Origin of the sequence: Mesorhizobium sp. CA16 (assembly GCF_020165175.1) — a bacterium.
Classification (GTDB): domain Bacteria; phylum Pseudomonadota; class Alphaproteobacteria; order Rhizobiales; family Rhizobiaceae; genus Mesorhizobium.
Genome location: NZ_JAIUHP010000004.1, coordinates 250154 through 264981, shown reverse-complemented (window position 1 = coordinate 264981; position 14828 = coordinate 250154). Strand labels below are relative to the sequence as shown.

General features: G+C 65.6%; 14 protein-coding genes. 6 read left to right on the top strand and 8 right to left on the bottom strand.

Annotated elements, in window-relative coordinates:
- Window positions 1–151 precede the first annotated feature (151 nt).
- Window positions 152–823 (top strand): LON peptidase substrate-binding domain-containing protein, encoded by a 672-nt coding sequence (locus LB525_RS08965; RefSeq protein WP_095769837.1) that lies wholly within the window; start codon window positions 152–154, stop codon window positions 821–823.
- 23 nt (window positions 824–846) lie between these two features.
- Window positions 847–1089: a Trm112 family protein gene (locus LB525_RS08960; protein WP_095769836.1), complete on the top strand. Its 243-nt coding sequence runs from the start codon at window positions 847–849 to the stop codon at window positions 1087–1089.
- Window positions 1090–1359: 270 nt separating this feature from the next.
- Here LB525_RS08960 and LB525_RS08955 read toward each other — a convergent pair whose 3' ends face one another.
- The 3 genes from LB525_RS08955 to LB525_RS08945 are packed head-to-tail and all read right to left on the bottom strand — an operon-like array spanning window position 1360 to window position 7191.
- Window positions 1360–4692 (bottom strand): error-prone DNA polymerase, encoded by a 3333-nt coding sequence (locus LB525_RS08955; RefSeq protein ID WP_224544352.1) that lies wholly within the window; start codon window positions 4690–4692, stop codon window positions 1360–1362.
- Window positions 4689–6179: a DUF6504 family protein gene (locus tag LB525_RS08950; protein ID WP_140845952.1), complete on the bottom strand. Its 1491-nt coding sequence runs from the start codon at window positions 6177–6179 to the stop codon at window positions 4689–4691. Before LB525_RS08950 ends, LB525_RS08955 begins: the two co-directional genes overlap by 4 nt.
- Window positions 6121–7191, bottom strand: coding sequence for an ImuA family protein (locus LB525_RS08945; protein ID WP_224544351.1), 1071 nt, complete (start codon window positions 7189–7191; stop codon window positions 6121–6123). Before LB525_RS08945 ends, LB525_RS08950 begins: the two co-directional genes overlap by 59 nt.
- Before the next feature lie 184 nt (window positions 7192–7375).
- Between LB525_RS08945 and LB525_RS08940 the strand changes: the two genes are divergently transcribed.
- Complete coding sequence (locus LB525_RS08940; RefSeq protein ID WP_095769832.1) at window positions 7376–7813, top strand: metallopeptidase family protein; 438 nt, start codon at window positions 7376–7378, stop codon at window positions 7811–7813.
- Window positions 7814–8060: 247 nt separating this feature from the next.
- Here LB525_RS08940 and LB525_RS08935 read toward each other — a convergent pair whose 3' ends face one another.
- Both LB525_RS08935 and LB525_RS08930 read right to left on the bottom strand, forming a co-directional pair.
- Complete coding sequence (locus LB525_RS08935; protein WP_095769831.1) at window positions 8061–8267, bottom strand: DUF1737 domain-containing protein; 207 nt, start codon at window positions 8265–8267, stop codon at window positions 8061–8063.
- Window positions 8268–8296: 29 nt separating this feature from the next.
- Window positions 8297–9178 carry an HpcH/HpaI aldolase/citrate lyase family protein gene (locus tag LB525_RS08930; RefSeq protein ID WP_224544350.1) on the bottom strand — a complete coding sequence of 294 codons (882 nt, stop codon included), beginning with the start codon at window positions 9176–9178 and terminating at the stop codon, window positions 8297–8299.
- Window positions 9179–9751: 573 nt separating this feature from the next.
- Between LB525_RS08930 and LB525_RS08925 the strand changes: the two genes are divergently transcribed.
- From LB525_RS08925 to LB525_RS08915, 3 genes are read left to right on the top strand one after another with little or no spacing between them, the layout of a single operon-like run.
- On the top strand, window positions 9752–10450 hold the full coding sequence (locus LB525_RS08925) for a response regulator transcription factor (RefSeq protein ID WP_140845955.1): 699 nt from the start codon (window positions 9752–9754) through the stop codon (window positions 10448–10450).
- Between the two features lie 59 nt (window positions 10451–10509).
- Window positions 10510–12012 carry an ATP-binding protein gene (locus LB525_RS08920; RefSeq protein ID WP_411971012.1) on the top strand — a complete coding sequence of 501 codons (1503 nt, stop codon included), beginning with the start codon at window positions 10510–10512 and terminating at the stop codon, window positions 12010–12012.
- Window positions 12013–12064: 52 nt separating this feature from the next.
- Window positions 12065–13231, top strand: a complete 1167-nt coding sequence (locus LB525_RS08915; protein WP_224544348.1) for an NAD(P)/FAD-dependent oxidoreductase — start codon at window positions 12065–12067, stop codon at window positions 13229–13231.
- A 158-nt stretch (window positions 13232–13389) separates the two neighbouring features.
- On the opposite strand, the gene LB525_RS08910 is transcribed toward LB525_RS08915, so the two are convergent.
- From LB525_RS08910 to LB525_RS08900, 3 genes are read right to left on the bottom strand one after another with little or no spacing between them, the layout of a single operon-like run.
- On the bottom strand, window positions 13390–13878 hold the full coding sequence (locus LB525_RS08910) for an SRPBCC domain-containing protein (RefSeq protein ID WP_224544347.1): 489 nt from the start codon (window positions 13876–13878) through the stop codon (window positions 13390–13392).
- A gap of 44 nt (window positions 13879–13922) precedes the next feature.
- Window positions 13923–14372, bottom strand: a complete 450-nt coding sequence (locus LB525_RS08905) for an SRPBCC family protein (protein WP_224544346.1) — start codon at window positions 14370–14372, stop codon at window positions 13923–13925.
- Entirely contained in the window at window positions 14369–14689 is a 321-nt protein-coding gene (locus tag LB525_RS08900) for an ArsR/SmtB family transcription factor (protein ID WP_224544345.1), read from the bottom strand. The genes LB525_RS08905 and LB525_RS08900 overlap by 4 nt, the downstream gene beginning before the upstream one ends.
- Between the last annotated feature and the right edge of the window lie 139 nt (window positions 14690–14828).

The window sequence follows — 14828 nt, the reverse complement described above, 5'->3', positions numbered from 1 at the left end:
ATTTTTTGCCGGCTGTCGCGGCCGGCAGGCTTGCGCAGCGGGACATCAGCGCCAGATAAGGGCGGGCCGGATGCCGATCGTGACGAATTCGCCGGTGCGAGAGGAGATTGCAGCTTGATACGCTTGCCGGCGTTGCTTTGGGAGGGTCGCGGTGCGCGTCGGTAACGCACTTTACAGGCTTGCCAAGGATCTGCCGGCGGCAATCCCGGTTTTCCCGCTCGCCGGCGCGCTGCTTCTGCCGGGCGGCCGCATGCCGCTCAACGTTTTCGAGCCGCGCTATCTGCAGATGATCGATCTGGCGATGGCCGGCTCGCGGCTGATCGGCATGATCCAGCCCAGCCTTGACGGCGCATTGCGCGACGACGGCGAGCCTGAACTGTGCAGCGTCGGCTGCGCCGGGCGCATCATCTCGCTCGCCGAGACGGGCGACGGGCGCTATTTGATCTCGCTGCAGGGCGTGTGCCGGTTTCGCATTGTGCAGGAGCTTACGGCAAAGGCGCCGTTCCGGCAGTGCAAGATCGCGCCGTTTCTCGCCGACCTCGAGGAAGACCCGGCCGGCGCCGACGTCGACCGGCCGGCGCTGCTCAAGGCTTTTCGTTCCTATCTGCAGGCCAACGACCTCGAGGCCGACTGGGAAAGCGTCAGCCGCGCCGAAAACGGCATGCTGGTCAACGCGCTGTCGATGATGGCGCCCTACGGGCCGGCAGAGAAGCAGGCGCTGCTGGAAGCGCCGGACCTGAAGACGCGCGCCGAAACGCTGATCGCCATCACCGAAATGACGCTGGCGCGCGAGGATGATGAGTTTGGCTCGAGTCTACAATAGCTTGCCGGCACGGGGATGAGTTCATGGCGGACGGACGGGACGGACGAAAAGCCACGGTCGACCCGAAGCTGCTGGAGCTGCTCGCCTGCCCGCTGACCAAGGGACCGCTAACCTGGGACCCCGAGCGCAACGAGCTGGTCTCGCGCGTGGCGAAGCTCGCCTATCCGGTGCGCGACGGCATCCCGATCATGCTGCCGTCGGAGGCGCGCACGATCTCGGCCGAGGACATGCTGACCCCACCGCCGCGGCTCGGCGGGGCTTCGTGAGTGGGCTGTGCTTGGTACAGTGACGTAGGTAGGCGATCCTTCGCGCCCCCTCTGGCCTGCCGGCCCTCTCCCCCTCTAGGGGGGAGATTGGCAGCTTGGGCCTCCCGTCCATTCTGCAGTGTAGGAGATTAGCGAAAAGCCGGCGTGACGTCTGATCTCCCCCCTTGAGGGGGAGATGTCCGGTAGGACAGAGGGGGGCGCTGTCCCGCCGACATCAAAGTTGTGCATCGTGACGGCACACGCAGTCGGGCTTCTGCTTCCCGTATCGTTCTACTGAAAATTCCGCCCTTTCGGCATGACTTGTTGCGCGGCACCCGACAGGGCTTCGATCTCCTGATGGACCGGCCGGCCACGGCTTGCGGCGGCTCCAACCGGCCGTTCGGCGGGATTATGCTCGATGACCGGTCGGTTGGCGGACTCCAGCAGCACGCCCAGCCAGGACGTCAAATCCTCCACCCGGTCGGCGACGATGTGGATGACGTCCGATTCATGCTGCAGCTTGCCGGTGACGCGGATGAAGCGCGCGCCCATGACCACCGGGCGGAAGCGGTCGAAGACGCGTGGCCAGATGATGACGTTGGCGATCGATTTTTCGTCTTCCAGCGTGAGGAAAATGGCATTGCCCTTGCCCGGACGCTGGCGCACCAGCACCAGCCCGGCGACGGAGACGCGACGGCCGTCGCGCACAGACGGCAGGCGGGCGTTGGGGGTGACGCCGGCGCGATCCAGCCGTTCGCGCAGGAAGGCGACGGGATGCTCCTTCAGCGACAGGCCGAGCGAGCGGTAGTCGTGCACGACATGCTCGCCGAGCGGCATTTTCGGCAGTTTCGTTTCCGGCTCCAGCTCGCGCAGGCGAAGCGAGGGCTGGTCGAACAACGGCAGTTTCTCGGCGGCGCTCTTGCCGTCAAGGGCGCGGACTTCCCAGAGCGCGGCACGGCGGTCGAGGCCGATCGAGCGGAAGGCGTCCGCTTGCGCCAATCTTTCGATCTCGCCGACATCGAGGCCCGAACGCAGCCAGACGTCCCTGACCGAGCGATAGCCGTCGCCGCGGCGGGCAACGACTATATCCATGCGCTCTTCGGACAGGCCCTTGATCTGGCGGAAGCCGAGGCGGACGGCGTGAGCCGTCTCGATGACGCCGCGCATCGAGGCGTGGCGCTCGAGAATGCGGGACGGATCGAAGGCGGTTTCCTCCAGCGTGCAGTCCCAGACGGAATGGTTGATGTCGACCTCGCGCACCTCGACGCCATGGTCGCGCGCATCGCGCACGAGCTGGGCCGGCTGGTAAAAACCCATCGGCTGGGAATTCAGGATCGCGGCGCAGAACACGTCCGGATAAAAGGTCTTGAACCAGCAGGAGGCGTAGACAAGCAGCGCGAAGGACGCTGCGTGGCTTTCGGGAAAGCCATATTCGCCAAAGCCTTCGATCTGCTTGAAGCAGCGCTCGGCGAACTCTCTAGGATAGCCCTTCTTGACCATTCCCTCGACCATTCGCGTTTCATAGTTTCCTATCGTGCCGGTGCGTTTGAAGGTTGCCATGGCGCGGCGCAACTCGTCTGCCTCACCCGGCTTGAAGCCGCCGGCGACAATGGCGATCTTCATCGCCTGCTCCTGGAACAAAGGCACTCCAAGGGTCTTGCCGAGAATCTCTTCCAACTCAGGCTTGGGGTATTCGGCCTTCTCCTTGCCTTGCCGCCGGCGCAGATAGGGATGCACCATGTCGCCCTGGATCGGGCCGGGGCGCACGATCGCCACCTCGATGACGAGGTCGTAGAAATTTGCCGGCTTGAGGCGCGGCAGCATCGACATCTGCGCACGCGACTCGATCTGGAAGACGCCGAGCGTGTCGGCTCTTTGGATCATGGCGTAAACGCGCCTGTCCTCTTCGGGAAGGGTCGCGAGCACATAAGGCTGTCCAAACGGATCCCGCGCCCGCGGATAATGATCGGTGAGCAAGGTGAAGGCGCGCTTCAGGCAGGTCAGCATGCCGAGCGCCAGCACGTCCACCTTGAGGATCTTCACCGCATCGAGATCGTCCTTGTCCCACTCGACCATCTTGCGCTCCTCCATCGCCGTCTTGACGATGGGCACGACCTCGTCGAGCCGGTCGCGGGTGATGACGAAGCCGCCGACATGCTGGGAAAGATGGCGGGGAAAGCCCATGATCTCGTTGGCGCGCTCCAGCACCTGCCGCGACAGCGGATCGGTGCGGTCGAGGCCGCCGGCATTGGCTTCCCTTTCGCCGAGCTCGGAGGTCGACCAGCCCCAGATGGTGCTGGAGAGCGCGCTGCGAACATCCTCCGACAAGCCCATGGCCTTGGCCACCTCGCGCAGGGCGGAGCGGCCGCGATAGCTGATGACGGCGGCGGCCAAGGCGGTGCGCTTGGCGCTGTATTTCGTATAGATGTACTGAATGACCTCTTCGCGCCGCTCATGCTCGAAGTCGACGTCGATGTCGGGCGGCTCGTTGCGTTCCTCCGAGATGAAACGTTCGAACAAGGTGTCGATGCGATCGGGGCCGACCTCGGTGATGCCGATGCAGAAGCAGATGATCGAATTGGCGGCCGAACCGCGGCCCTGGCAAAGGATGCCTTGGCTGCGGGCGAATTTGACGATGTCATGGACGGTGAGGAAATAGCGGGCATAGTTCAGGCGCTCGATCAGGACGAGCTCGCTGTCGATGCGTTTCAGCACATCCTCGGGAACGCCGGCCGGATAGCGGACGGCCGCGCCTTCCCGCGCCAACCGTTCGAGCTCGGCCTGCGGTCCAAGCCCGGATTCGGTCGGCTCGTCCGGATAATTGTATTCGAGGTCGCTGAGCGAGAAGGCGAGCTCGTCGGCGAAGCGTAGCGTCTCCGCCAACGCCTGCGGGTGGCGGCGGAAAAGCCGCGCCATCTCCAGCGGCGGCTTCAGGTGGCGCTCGGCATTGGCCATCAGCTCCAGCCCGACCTCGGAAACCGGCGTGTTGAGGCGGATCGCGGTCAGCACGTCCTGCAGCGGACGGCGATCGGCGGCATGGTAGAGCACATCGTTGGTCGCCATCAGCGGGACGCGGGCATGCTCGGCCATCGCGGAAGCCTGCTCGATGCGGAAACGGTCGTTGCCGGCATAATCCGGCGCCACGGCCAGCCGGAGCGCTGCGCCGAAGCGATCCTTAAACCGGCTAATGAATGCAAGGTTGTCTTGCGCGCCTGCCGACAAATCGGGCAGGATCGCCAGCGACATCCGATCGCCCCATTCGAGCAGGTCGCTCAACTGGAGCAGCGTCGCGCCCTTCTCGTTCTCGTCGCGCAGATTGGCTTGGGTGAGCATGCGGCAGAGATGCCCCCAGCCCTGGCGGTCGCGGGGATAGGCGAGGATGTCCGGCGTGCCGTCGCCAAACACCAGGCGGCAGCCGGGATGGTAGGCGAGCTTTTCCACCCTGGCCTGTTGCCAGGCGCGCACGACGCCGGCGACCGTGTTGCGGTCGGCAAGGCCGATCGAGGCAAAACCGTAGAACTTCGCCGTCACCACCAGCTCCTCGGGTTTCGAAGCGCCGCGCAGGAAGGAGAAATTCGAGCTTATGCCGAACTCGGCATAGGGGATGACGGTCAGCGCATTCATGCGAACACCCCATGCATGAACCAGCGGGGCGGCGCGGCCTGCGCGGCGCTGCTGTAGAGGCCCTGACGGTAGAGCCAGTAGCGGCGCCCCTCGCTGTCTTCGATGCGGTAATAGTCGCGGGTCGGCGCCTCTTCCTCGCCGGGCAGCTGGCGCCACCATTCGGCGGCGATGCGCTCCGGCCCCTCGGCGCGGGCGACACGATAGAGCGCGCGCCGCCAGCGGAAATTCATCGGCGGTCCCTCCGGGATCTCGGTCGCCGGCACCTCGATCGGCTCAGGCGAGCGGAACAGGCGCACCGGCCGCTCCGGCGGGTAAACGGTCATCGGTGGCGCTGTTCGGGGCGGCGGCGTCCGTCCGGCCGCCGGGGCGCGTCCTTGCGGCGCTTCGGCGAAAGGCACGGTTTTGACGGCGCGTTCCGGCAGATGGCTTTCGACGACCACCGGCTTCAGCACGGCGGCTTCGCCGAGACGGGCGCGGACGCGGTCGGCAAAGAGCGCGATGTCGGCGTCATCGTCGTCGGTCTCGCCGGTGAGGTCGCCCTGAGCCAAGTCGAAGGCCGCGACCGACAGCACGGACAGCCGCACGAGATCGAAGCCGAAGCCGGCGTCGATGCTCTGCTCCAGCGCGGTGAGCCGCTCATGGAACAGTCTTTGGATCAGCCGCGGCTCGCGCATCGGGCGGGAGGTGCCGACGGCGATGCGGTTGACGGCGCCATCGACGCGGAAGAGAAGCAGCGCCAGCGTCCTTGCGCCCTCGCCGCGGCGTTCGAGGTCGGTCTTCAAGGCGATCGCCAGCCGGCTCACCAGCCGCTCGATGTCGTCGGTGAGCACGACCGGCTCGGCAAGATGGCGCTCGACCGAGAGCGGCGCCACGGGAAGGCGCGGCGACACGGCCTCGTCGAGGCGGCCGAGCGCCTGGTCGAGGCGCAGAAGCAAGGTGGCGCCGAAACGGCGGGCGAGCGGCGCGCGGGGTGCTGCCATCACCGCGCCGGCGGTGCGCAGGCCCACACTTTCCAGGCTGGCGCGGGTCTCCGGCGCGATGCGCAGCGCCGACAAGGGCAGCGGCGAAAGCAGCGCCTCCTCCTCGCCGCCGGCTACGATGCGATCGCCATGGAAGCGCGCCGCCGCCCAGGCGGCGCCCGGCGTCGAGGCCAGCCCGGCGCGGACATCGAAGCCCTGCTGGAAGAAGCGGGCGAGGATCTCGTCCTGCATGGCGCGCTCGCCGCCGAACAGATGCGTGCAGCCGGTGACGTCGAGGAACAGCCCGTCCTCGCCGTCGATCGCCACCAGCGGCGTGTAGCGGTCGCACCAATCGGCAAGGCCTTCGAGCAGGCGGCGGTCGGCTTCCGGATCTGCCTCGACCACATCGATCGAGGGATGCATGGCGCGCGCATCGGCGATGCCCATGCCGCGCTTCAATCTGAGCGCCTCAGCCCGCTCGTCGAGGGCTGCGATGCGCTGGGTGTTGTTGTCGCGATGGCTGATCACCAGCGGCGGCTGAAGCGACGGCAGGCGATGCGAGGGCCGGGAACGCCAGGACCGCCCCAGACGCTGGCGCAGGATCCGCTCCGCGGCCAGATGCGGGAACCACAGCGACAGAATTCTCTGTTCTTTCTGCAAAAGCGTGCTCATTGGGGTTCCACTCCAGTGTGAACTGTCCAGGCAGGGCCGTGCGGCTCTTGCCGATATCGACTTTGAAGGCGGGGCGGCCGATCGAGCCGGCGAGCGGCCCGGCGAGGGTCTCGCGGCTTGCCGCGGGCGCCGCCGAAACGATGAGACGCACCGGAGCGGCGGTGGGATCGGCCTCGCCGGCCTGGCGCAGCAACAGCAGCGGCCGGCCGGCGCTCCGGGCCCGCGCATGCAGCCGGCGCGTGGCGGTGAGGTCGAGAAGCCGCGGGCTGCCACGGATCTCGAGGATGACCGCGGCAAAGGCCGTCATGCGGGCGGCCTCCTCGGCGATCCACAGCGCGTCGAGCAGCTTCGGCGCCTCGGAAAACAGCAATTGCCCCGGCTCGATGCCGAACAGGGCATGAAGGCCCCTGGCATAGGGCATGCCGGCCTCGTGGAAGATTTCCGCCGTGCCGACCCAGAGGATCGGCAGACCCTGCTTCTCCCTGAGGACCAGGCTTACAAGCGAGAGCGCGAAGCCGGCAACGGCGCCGGCATCGCGGGTCTCCAGGCCATGGATTTCGCTGAGCGCCGCCTTGGGCAGGCCGCCGCCAAGCGCTGCATCGAGCCTATCGATGCCGGTGTGCAGGAAGGCATCCGCCGAAGCCACGGCAAGGCCGCGCCGGACAATCGTCATGTCCGGCCCGGCGGCATCGCTGGGTGTTTGGTTTTGCGCCATTCCGGAGGGAAAACTGCTTCGCACTTTTCCTGGAATTGCTTCGGGCGCGCACCCCGAGGGCGCCTGCAGGCGCTCTGGCAGCGTTCCCTCGATCTTCGCGATCTGGCGGCGCAGGGCAAAAACAGTGTCCCGCGCCACGGCGCTCATCGCCATGACGTTCACTTCCAGCAGCAGTTGTTCCTGTTATGTTCCTATAGATTCCAGAGGCGCCCGGAAGAGTCAAGCAGAGTCGCAAGGAATTTATTCCTTCGTCTTTTACCTTGAAAGCGAACACCCCAGCCGGTCCATTTGCCTCAATCGGCGTGAAAGCCTATATGCCGGGATTAAAGGACATTTCATGGCCCGCATCTACAAGACCCGCACCTGGCACGACCAGCTCTCGCCGTCGATGGACGAGATGGAGCTTCTGGCGCTGGAGGCCTATGCCCATCTGCCGGACGAGTTCCGCAAGCTCACCGGCGAGATCATCATCCAGATCGCCGAGTTCCCGACCGACGAGATCATGGACGATCTGTCGCTGGAGACGCCCTTCGACCTGCTCGGCCTGTTCGAGGGGCGCGGCATCGCCGAGCGCTGGAACCCGCAGACCGGCGAAGGTCCAAACCGCATCACGCTCTACCGCCGCGCCATCCTCGACTACTGGGCCGAGAATGAAGAGACGATGGGCGACATCGTCACCCATGTGCTGATCCATGAGATCGGCCACCATTTCGGCCTGTCGGACGACGATATGGAGCGGATCGAGGAGGCGGCGGAGCAGGCGGCGGCTGGGTGAGCACGCACTTCGTCATCCTAGGGCGAAGCAAGGAGCGAAGCGACGCGCGTAGACCCTAGGATCCATGCCATTCCATCAACACCAAGCCCGCGGTGCAGAACGGAACGCCTGCCGCCCGACACCGCAATTTCCCTATATTCTGGCCCGCCGCGCCCTTCGGCAGAGGGAACGGAATGGATCCTAGGGTCTGCGCTCCGCTTCGCGTCGCTACCCCCTAGGATGACGAATGAGAGAGCCTGCTGCCCTCCTACCAGTCGCTGAGCTTGGTGTCCGGGCCGTAGTCCTGGCCTTCGACGTCCTTCACCACGGCCTGGCCGCAGCGCATCGACTTCGTCTGCTGGTCAAAGGCATAGGTCGGCGAGCCGAACAGGTGCCAGCCCTTGTTCAGGGCTGCCGTCACCTTGTGGCAGAAAGTTGAATCGTCCGGACCGGACAGAAAGCGGTAGAGTTTCATTTATCGAGCCTATCTTGAAGACCGGCGCATCATGCGCCGATGATCGCGGCCTTCGCCAGAAGTTTCTCGGCTTCCGCCAGATGCAGCCGTTCGACCATGCGCCCGTCCATCGCAATCACGCCCTTGCCGGCATTCTCGGGCCGCGCGAACGCATCCTTGATCGCATGGGCCGCAGCCAGCCTCTCGGGCGACGGCGAAAAAGCGCGGTTCGCCGGCTCGATCTGGGCGGGATGGATCAGCGACTTGCCGTCAAAGCCCATGGCGGCCCCGTCGGCGCATTCGCGGGCAAAAGCGTCGAGATCGCGAAAATCATTGGCAACGCCATCGATGACGTCGAGACCGCCGGCCCGCGCCGCAAGCACCAGCTGCATCAGCCACGGCATCAGATAGCGTCGGTCGGGCGTCGCCAGGATGCCGGTCGCCTTCACCAGGTCATTCGTTCCGGTCACGAAACAAGCCAGCCTCGAAGCCGGATCGCGGCCGAGTTCGGCGATGGCGCCGATGTTGAGCAGCGCCTTGGGCGTCTCGACCATCGCCCATAGTTTCACGCTGTCCGGCGCGAAATTGTCGTCGAGCAGGTCGCCGGCCTCGAGGATGTCGCGCGGCGTGGCGATCTTGGGCAGAAGAATGCCGTCGGGCTCGGCCTTGGCCACTGCCAAAAGGTCATGGGTGCCCCATTCGCTGGCCAAAGGATTGATGCGCACCACCATCTCGCAGCGCCGTTCGGGACGCGCAGCCAGGATGCCGGCAACCTTGTCGCGCGCGGCTTTCTTGTCGGCGGGCAGAACGGCATCCTCGAGATCGATGATGACCGCGTCGCAGGCCAAGGAGCCGATCTTGGCGAGCGCCTTGTCGTTGGAGGCGGGAATGTAGAGCACCGAGCGGCGCGGGCGGTAGGATTCTTGAGCCATCGCCGATCTATGCCGGGTGACGGCGGATGAGGCAAGGCGGAGGGGACAGGACAATCGCATATGGCGGCGCCAGCCCCCGCTCCGTCTCGGCGCTGCGCGCCGAGCCACCTCTCCCCCACTTTGTGGGGGCGAGGAAACGCTAATCGCCGAGGGCGCGCGACCTTCGCAGGCCTGGGTTCCTCGCCCCCGCCAGAGGCGGGGGAGAGGTGGCTCGGCGAAGCCGAGACGGAGAGGGGGAGCGCCCTACGCGATTATCCCGCCGAAAAGGCGACCTGCCTGCACTAAATCTGCAAATCCCTGCTGAAAAGCTCCAGGATTCCGCCGCGCACTTACCGCACCGGCCGGCGAAACCGGCATCATGCGAACACCTCACACATCCCGCTGGTCGCTGCCGCGCCGGCTCCGCAATGAAGGCTGGTGGCTCGTCGAGCCGCAAAGACCATGCCATGGGGCGGGTATCCTGCTTTTCGCCCCGAGGCCGCTCCACTCCGGACCGAAAACAATTTCGCACTTTTCCCTGGAATTGCTCTAATCCTGCCGTCATCCTACCTTACGCGCCGGGCCGCTGATTTCATGCCGCACAACATCCTCGTCGCCGACGACGACCCGCATATCCGCGAGATCATCTGCTTCGCGCTGGAAAAGGCCGGCATGAAGACGGCCGCCGTCGCCGACGGCGCCGCCGCGCTCCAGGCGGTCGAGCGCCGCGCGCCCGATCTCATCGTGCTCGATATCGGCATGCCGGAGATGGACGGGCTGGAGGTCTGCCGCAGGCTTCGGCAAAAGTCCGACGTGCCGGTGCTGTTTTTGTCCGCGCGCGACGAGGAGATCGACCGGGTGCTCGGGCTGGAGATGGGCGGCGATGATTATGTGACGAAACCGTTCAGCCCGCGCGAGCTGGTCGCCCGCGTCAACGTCATCCTGCGGCGCGCGCGTCCGGCGCCGGTCGAAGAAGAAGCCGACGACCGTCAATTCGCGCATGGCAAGCTCATGCTCGTCCCGGCAAGCCATGAGGCGAGCTTCGACGGCAAGCCGCTCATCTTGACGGCGATCGAGTTCGCGATCCTGAAGGGCTTCCTCGCCCGCCCGCAGCATGTGCTTGGCCGCGACGCGGTGATGGCCAATGCCTATGCCTCCAACATCCATGTCTCGGAGCGCACGGTCGACAGCCATATCCGCAATGTGCGGGCCAAGCTGGCGGCGGTCGGCTGTCTCGATGCGATCGCCACGGTGCATGGCGTTGGCTTCCGGCTCGGCCGATGCGGTGGTTGAGCAAGGAGAAGTGGCGGCCCAGGCTTGCCACCGTCGTCGTCGTCATCCTCATCCTGGTGATGGCGCTGCCGCTGGTCGGACTGTTCTTCTTCCGGCTCTACGAGAACCAGCTCATCCGCCAGACCGAAGGCGAGCTCATCGCGCAAGGCGCGGTCGCCGCCGCCGTCTATGCCCAGGAGGTGCGCGCTGCAGGCATTCCCCAGGAAAAACTGGGGTCGCCGATCTCGGCCGATCCGGCAAGGGACAACAACTATCCCTATGATCCGATCGAGCCGCGCCTCGACCTTGCCTCGGACGATGTCATGCCGACGCGCCCGGCGGCGCTTCCCGCCACCGCCGATCCGGCCTTCGCGGCAATAGGCGCGCGGCTCGACGGCATCCTCGACGAGACGCAGAAAACGACGCTTGCCGGCTTCCGGCTGCTCGATCCGCGCGGCGTGGTGATCGCCGGCGGCGACGAGGTCGGCCGGTCGCTCGGCGAAATCGAAGAGGTGCGGACCGCGCTTTCAGGCGCTTATGCCAGCGCGCTCAGGCTGCGCATTCCCGACCAGCCGCCGCCGCCGCTCTACTCGGTGAGCCGCGGCACCAGGGTGCGCGTCTTCGTCGCCCTGCCGGTCGAGCTCGACGGCCGGGTCGCGGGCGTGGTCTATCTGTCGCGGACGCCGAACAACATCGTCAAGCACCTCTATGGCGAGCGCGGCAAGGTGACGTTGGCGGCAATCACGATCGTCGGCGGCACGCTCTTGATCGCGCTGGTGTTCATCCGTACTGTCAGCCGGCCGATCTACGCGCTGATCGAGCGGACGAAACGCATCGCCGCCGGCGACCGCGAGGCGATCAGGCCGCTCGCCCATCACGGCACGCGCGAGATGGCGGCGCTGTCGGCGGCGTTCCTCGACATGGCGCAAAAACTGCAGGCGCGCTCCGACAGCATCCAGACCTTCGCCACCCATGTCTCGCATGAGCTGAAATCGCCGTTGACGGCGATCCAGGGCGCGGCGGAGCTGCTGAGGGATTCCGGCGGCGCCATGGACGAGGCCGAGCGCCAGCGTTTCTCCAACAACATCGTCACCGACGCCGGGCGGCTCAATCTCCTGGTGCGCCGACTGCTTGACCTGGCGCGCGCTGAAAATCTGGAACCGAGCGGCGAAAGCACGACACTTCATGCTGCGTTGGCATCCTTGCCGGTCGACACAAGGCTGGAAGCGCGGCTTGAAGGCGGCGGCGATATCAGGCTCGGCATCTCGGTCGAGAATCTCGGCATCGTGCTCGCCAATCTCATCGACAATTCGGCACGACATGGCGCCCGACAGGTGGCGATCCATGCTTCAGCCGATGGCGAGCGCGCGGCGGTCCAGATCGGCGACGACGGCGACGGCATCTCGGCCGCCAACCGCGCCAGGATCTTCGAGCCGTTCTTCACCACGCGGCGCGAGACCGGCGGCACCGGCATGGGGCTCGGCATCGTGCTGGCCCTCCTGAAAGCGCATGATGGCACGATCAGGCTGGTTGACTCCGAGCGCGGCACGCGCTTCGAGATCGATCTTCCTGCATTGATTTGAGCGTGCGAACCCGAGCGTCGGGATCATGCTCTGGAGTCGGAGAACCAAAAGCGTGCGCTATGACATCGTCATCATCGGCGGGGCCATCGTCGGGTCCTCGGTCGCCTATTATTTGCGCGAGGAGGGCTTTACCGGCTCGATCGCGCTGATCGAGCGCGATCCGCAATTCTCGCATGCGGCGACGACCTTGTCCTGCGCCTCGATCCGCCAGCAATTCTCGATCCCTGAAAACATCCGCCTGTCGCAGTTCACGCTGAAACTGTTCCGGCGGCTGAAGGAAACCTTCGGCGCCGATGCCGATATCGGCTTTCGCGAGGGCGGCTATCTCATCCTCGCCGGCGAGACCGGGCTGCCGATCCTCAAGGCCAATCACGAGACGCAGGTCGCCGAGGGCGCCGACATCGTGCTGGAGGATGCCGGCCAGCTGACGCAGCGTTTCTCTTGGCTGTCGGCCGAAGGCATTTCCGCCGGCGCCTATGGCCGCAGCGGCGAAGGCTGGTTCGACGCGCATGCGATGCTGATGCTGTTCCGCAAGGCGCTGCGCGACAAGAAGATCGATCTCATCACCGCTTCCGTCACCGCCATCGCGCGCGACGGCAACCGCGTCACCAGTGTAAGCCTCGACAATGGCGAGACGCTGGAAGCCGGCATTGTCGTCAACGCGGCCGGGCCGAATGCCGGCAAGGTCGCCGCCTTGGCCGGGCTGGCGCTGCCGGTCGAGCCGCGCAAGCGCAACGTCTTCGTCTTCGAAGCGCGCGACAAATTCGCCGACATGCCGCTGCTGGTCGATCCGTCCGGCATCTATGTGCGGCCCGAAGGCTCGGTCTACATCACCGGCGGCGCCGAGCCGGAGGAAGGCGATCATGCGCCCGATCCGACGGATTTCGAGGTCAACTGGCCGCTGTTCGAAGAGGTGATCTGGCCAGTCCTAGCCACCCGCATCCCGGCCTTCGAGGCGATCAAGCCGACGCGCGCCTGGGTCGGGCATTACGACTACAACACGCTTGACCAGAATGCGGTGATCGGCCCGCATCCGGAGGTGGAAAACTTCCTGTTCGCCAACGGCTTCTCCGGCCATGGTCTGCAGCAGGCGCCGGCGGTGGGGAAGTCGATCGCCGAGCTCATCGTGCATGGCGGGTATCGCACGGTGGATTGCAGGGCGTTCGGATATAGCCGTGTGGCGGAAGGAAGGGCGTTCAGGGAACTGAATGTGATCTGAGGGCTGCCCCCTTCCCCCCTTGTGGGGGAAGGTGTCGCCGAAGGCGACGGATGAGGGGTGTTCCAGGGAAAGCCAACGTCTCACTCCGCTGGAACACCCCTCATCCGTCTCGGCGCTGCGCGCCGATCCACCTTCTCCCACAAGGGGAGAAGGTGGCGCTAAGCCGCCTGCCGTCCGTCACTAAAATATGTTTGCAGCCATCCAAGCACCCGCGCCCAGCCTTCGGCATGTTCCGCCGCGGCGTCCGGGAAACCTGCGAAGCCGCCATGGCAGATGGTGAGCCGCGTGCCGCCGGCGATCGGCTCCAGCAGATAGGCGAGGGTCGTTTCGCGCCGGCCGAGCGCCGGATGGTTCCAGTCGTAGCGCCGCGTCTGCACGATCCGGCGCGGCATTTCGATTTCGAGAAACTCTCCGCCGGCGGGCAGGCGCCTGCCGTCGGCGGTTCGCACCGTGACACGCCAGCTTCCGCCGACGCGAAGATCGGCGTTCCAGCCGGTCATGCGGTAAGTTTCGGGCGAACCCCACCAGCGCTCGACCTCGCTGGTTACCAGCGCCGCGCCAACTTCATCCGGCGAGGCGGGAAGCTCGGCCGAGGCCATGACCGTGTCCGCATTCGCCATGGCTTGCGGCAAGGATAATTGAAGCATCGAATCCACCTCTGCCGGCAATTGTCTCGTGTCCGAAACGAACTTTACTCTTTTGACGGCGGGCGCTCGAAACCCTTGCCGGTCTCGAGCAGGCTCTTGAGGCTCGCCAGCACCAGCGGCCAGCCCTTGGCGACGTTCTGGATCAGCCTGTGCGGGCCGTCGGCCTCGTGGGTGACGGCGAGCTTCATCAATTCGCCGTCGGGCTCGATGGTGAAGGTGCAGCGGGTGTAGCCGTCCTCCTTCACCTCGGGCATCCATTCGTTGCGCCATTTGATCACCAGACGCCGCGGCGGGTCGATCTCGAGGATCTCGCCGGAATCGGCGATGCGGCCGTCGGGGAAGACCAGCTTCCAGCGCGAGCCGACCTTCCAGTCGCTCTCCTGGTAGGAGCTGAGGAAGAACCGCCGGTTGAATTCCGGGTCAGTCAGCGCCTGCCAGAGTTTTTCAGGCGTGGTGCGGATGTAGGTGACATAGACAAAACGGTTCTCGCTCACGGCTCTTCCCTTTCAAGGCGTTGCTTCAGGTCGCTGAGAGCGGCAAGCCGCCCCCGCTCGAACTTGCCGATCCAGCGCTCGGCGATCTCGTTGATCGGAACGGGGTTGAGGTAGTGCTCCTTCTCGCGGCCTCGGCGCATGGTGGTGACGAGGTTCGCCTCCTCGAGGATCGCCAGGTGCTTGGCCACCGCCTGGCGCGTCATCTCCATGTGCTCGCAGAGCGCGTTCAGCGTCTGCCCGTTCCGGGCATGGAGGCTGTCCAGCAATTGCCGGCGGGTCGGGTCGGCCAAAGCGCGAAAGACGGCATCCATGCTCATCGGTTTAATATGCAACCATTTGGTTGCATGTCAAGCGCTAGCGAAAATATTCTGCAGCCTGATTGCTGCTTGCCTGAGCTTTCTTGCTTCCCGGATTGTGCATGTCTTGAGGCGGCTTCGATTTTGAGCAGCGCCTTCC

Excerpts from the sequence above, each read along its gene's own strand:
- LB525_RS08960 (WP_095769836.1), top strand. The coding sequence starts at position 847 with ATGGCGGACGGACGGGACGGACGAAAAGCCACGGTCGACCCGAAGCTG.
- LB525_RS08955 (WP_224544352.1), bottom strand. The coding sequence starts at position 4,692 with ATGAATGCGCTGACCGTCATCCCCTATGCCGAGTTCGGCATAAGCTCG.
- LB525_RS08945 (WP_224544351.1), bottom strand. The coding sequence starts at position 7,191 with ATGGCGATGAGCGCCGTGGCGCGGGACACTGTTTTTGCCCTGCGCCGC.
- LB525_RS08940 (WP_095769832.1), top strand. The coding sequence starts at position 7,376 with ATGGCCCGCATCTACAAGACCCGCACCTGGCACGACCAGCTCTCGCCG.
- LB525_RS08935 (WP_095769831.1), bottom strand. The coding sequence starts at position 8,267 with ATGAAACTCTACCGCTTTCTGTCCGGTCCGGACGATTCAACTTTCTGC.
- LB525_RS08930 (WP_224544350.1), bottom strand. The coding sequence starts at position 9,178 with ATGGCTCAAGAATCCTACCGCCCGCGCCGCTCGGTGCTCTACATTCCC.
- LB525_RS08925 (WP_140845955.1), top strand. The coding sequence starts at position 9,752 with ATGCCGCACAACATCCTCGTCGCCGACGACGACCCGCATATCCGCGAG.
- LB525_RS08920 (WP_411971012.1), top strand. The coding sequence starts at position 10,510 with ATGGCGCTGCCGCTGGTCGGACTGTTCTTCTTCCGGCTCTACGAGAAC.
- LB525_RS08910 (WP_224544347.1), bottom strand. The coding sequence starts at position 13,878 with ATGCTTCAATTATCCTTGCCGCAAGCCATGGCGAATGCGGACACGGTC.
- LB525_RS08900 (WP_224544345.1), bottom strand. The coding sequence starts at position 14,689 with ATGAGCATGGATGCCGTCTTTCGCGCTTTGGCCGACCCGACCCGCCGG.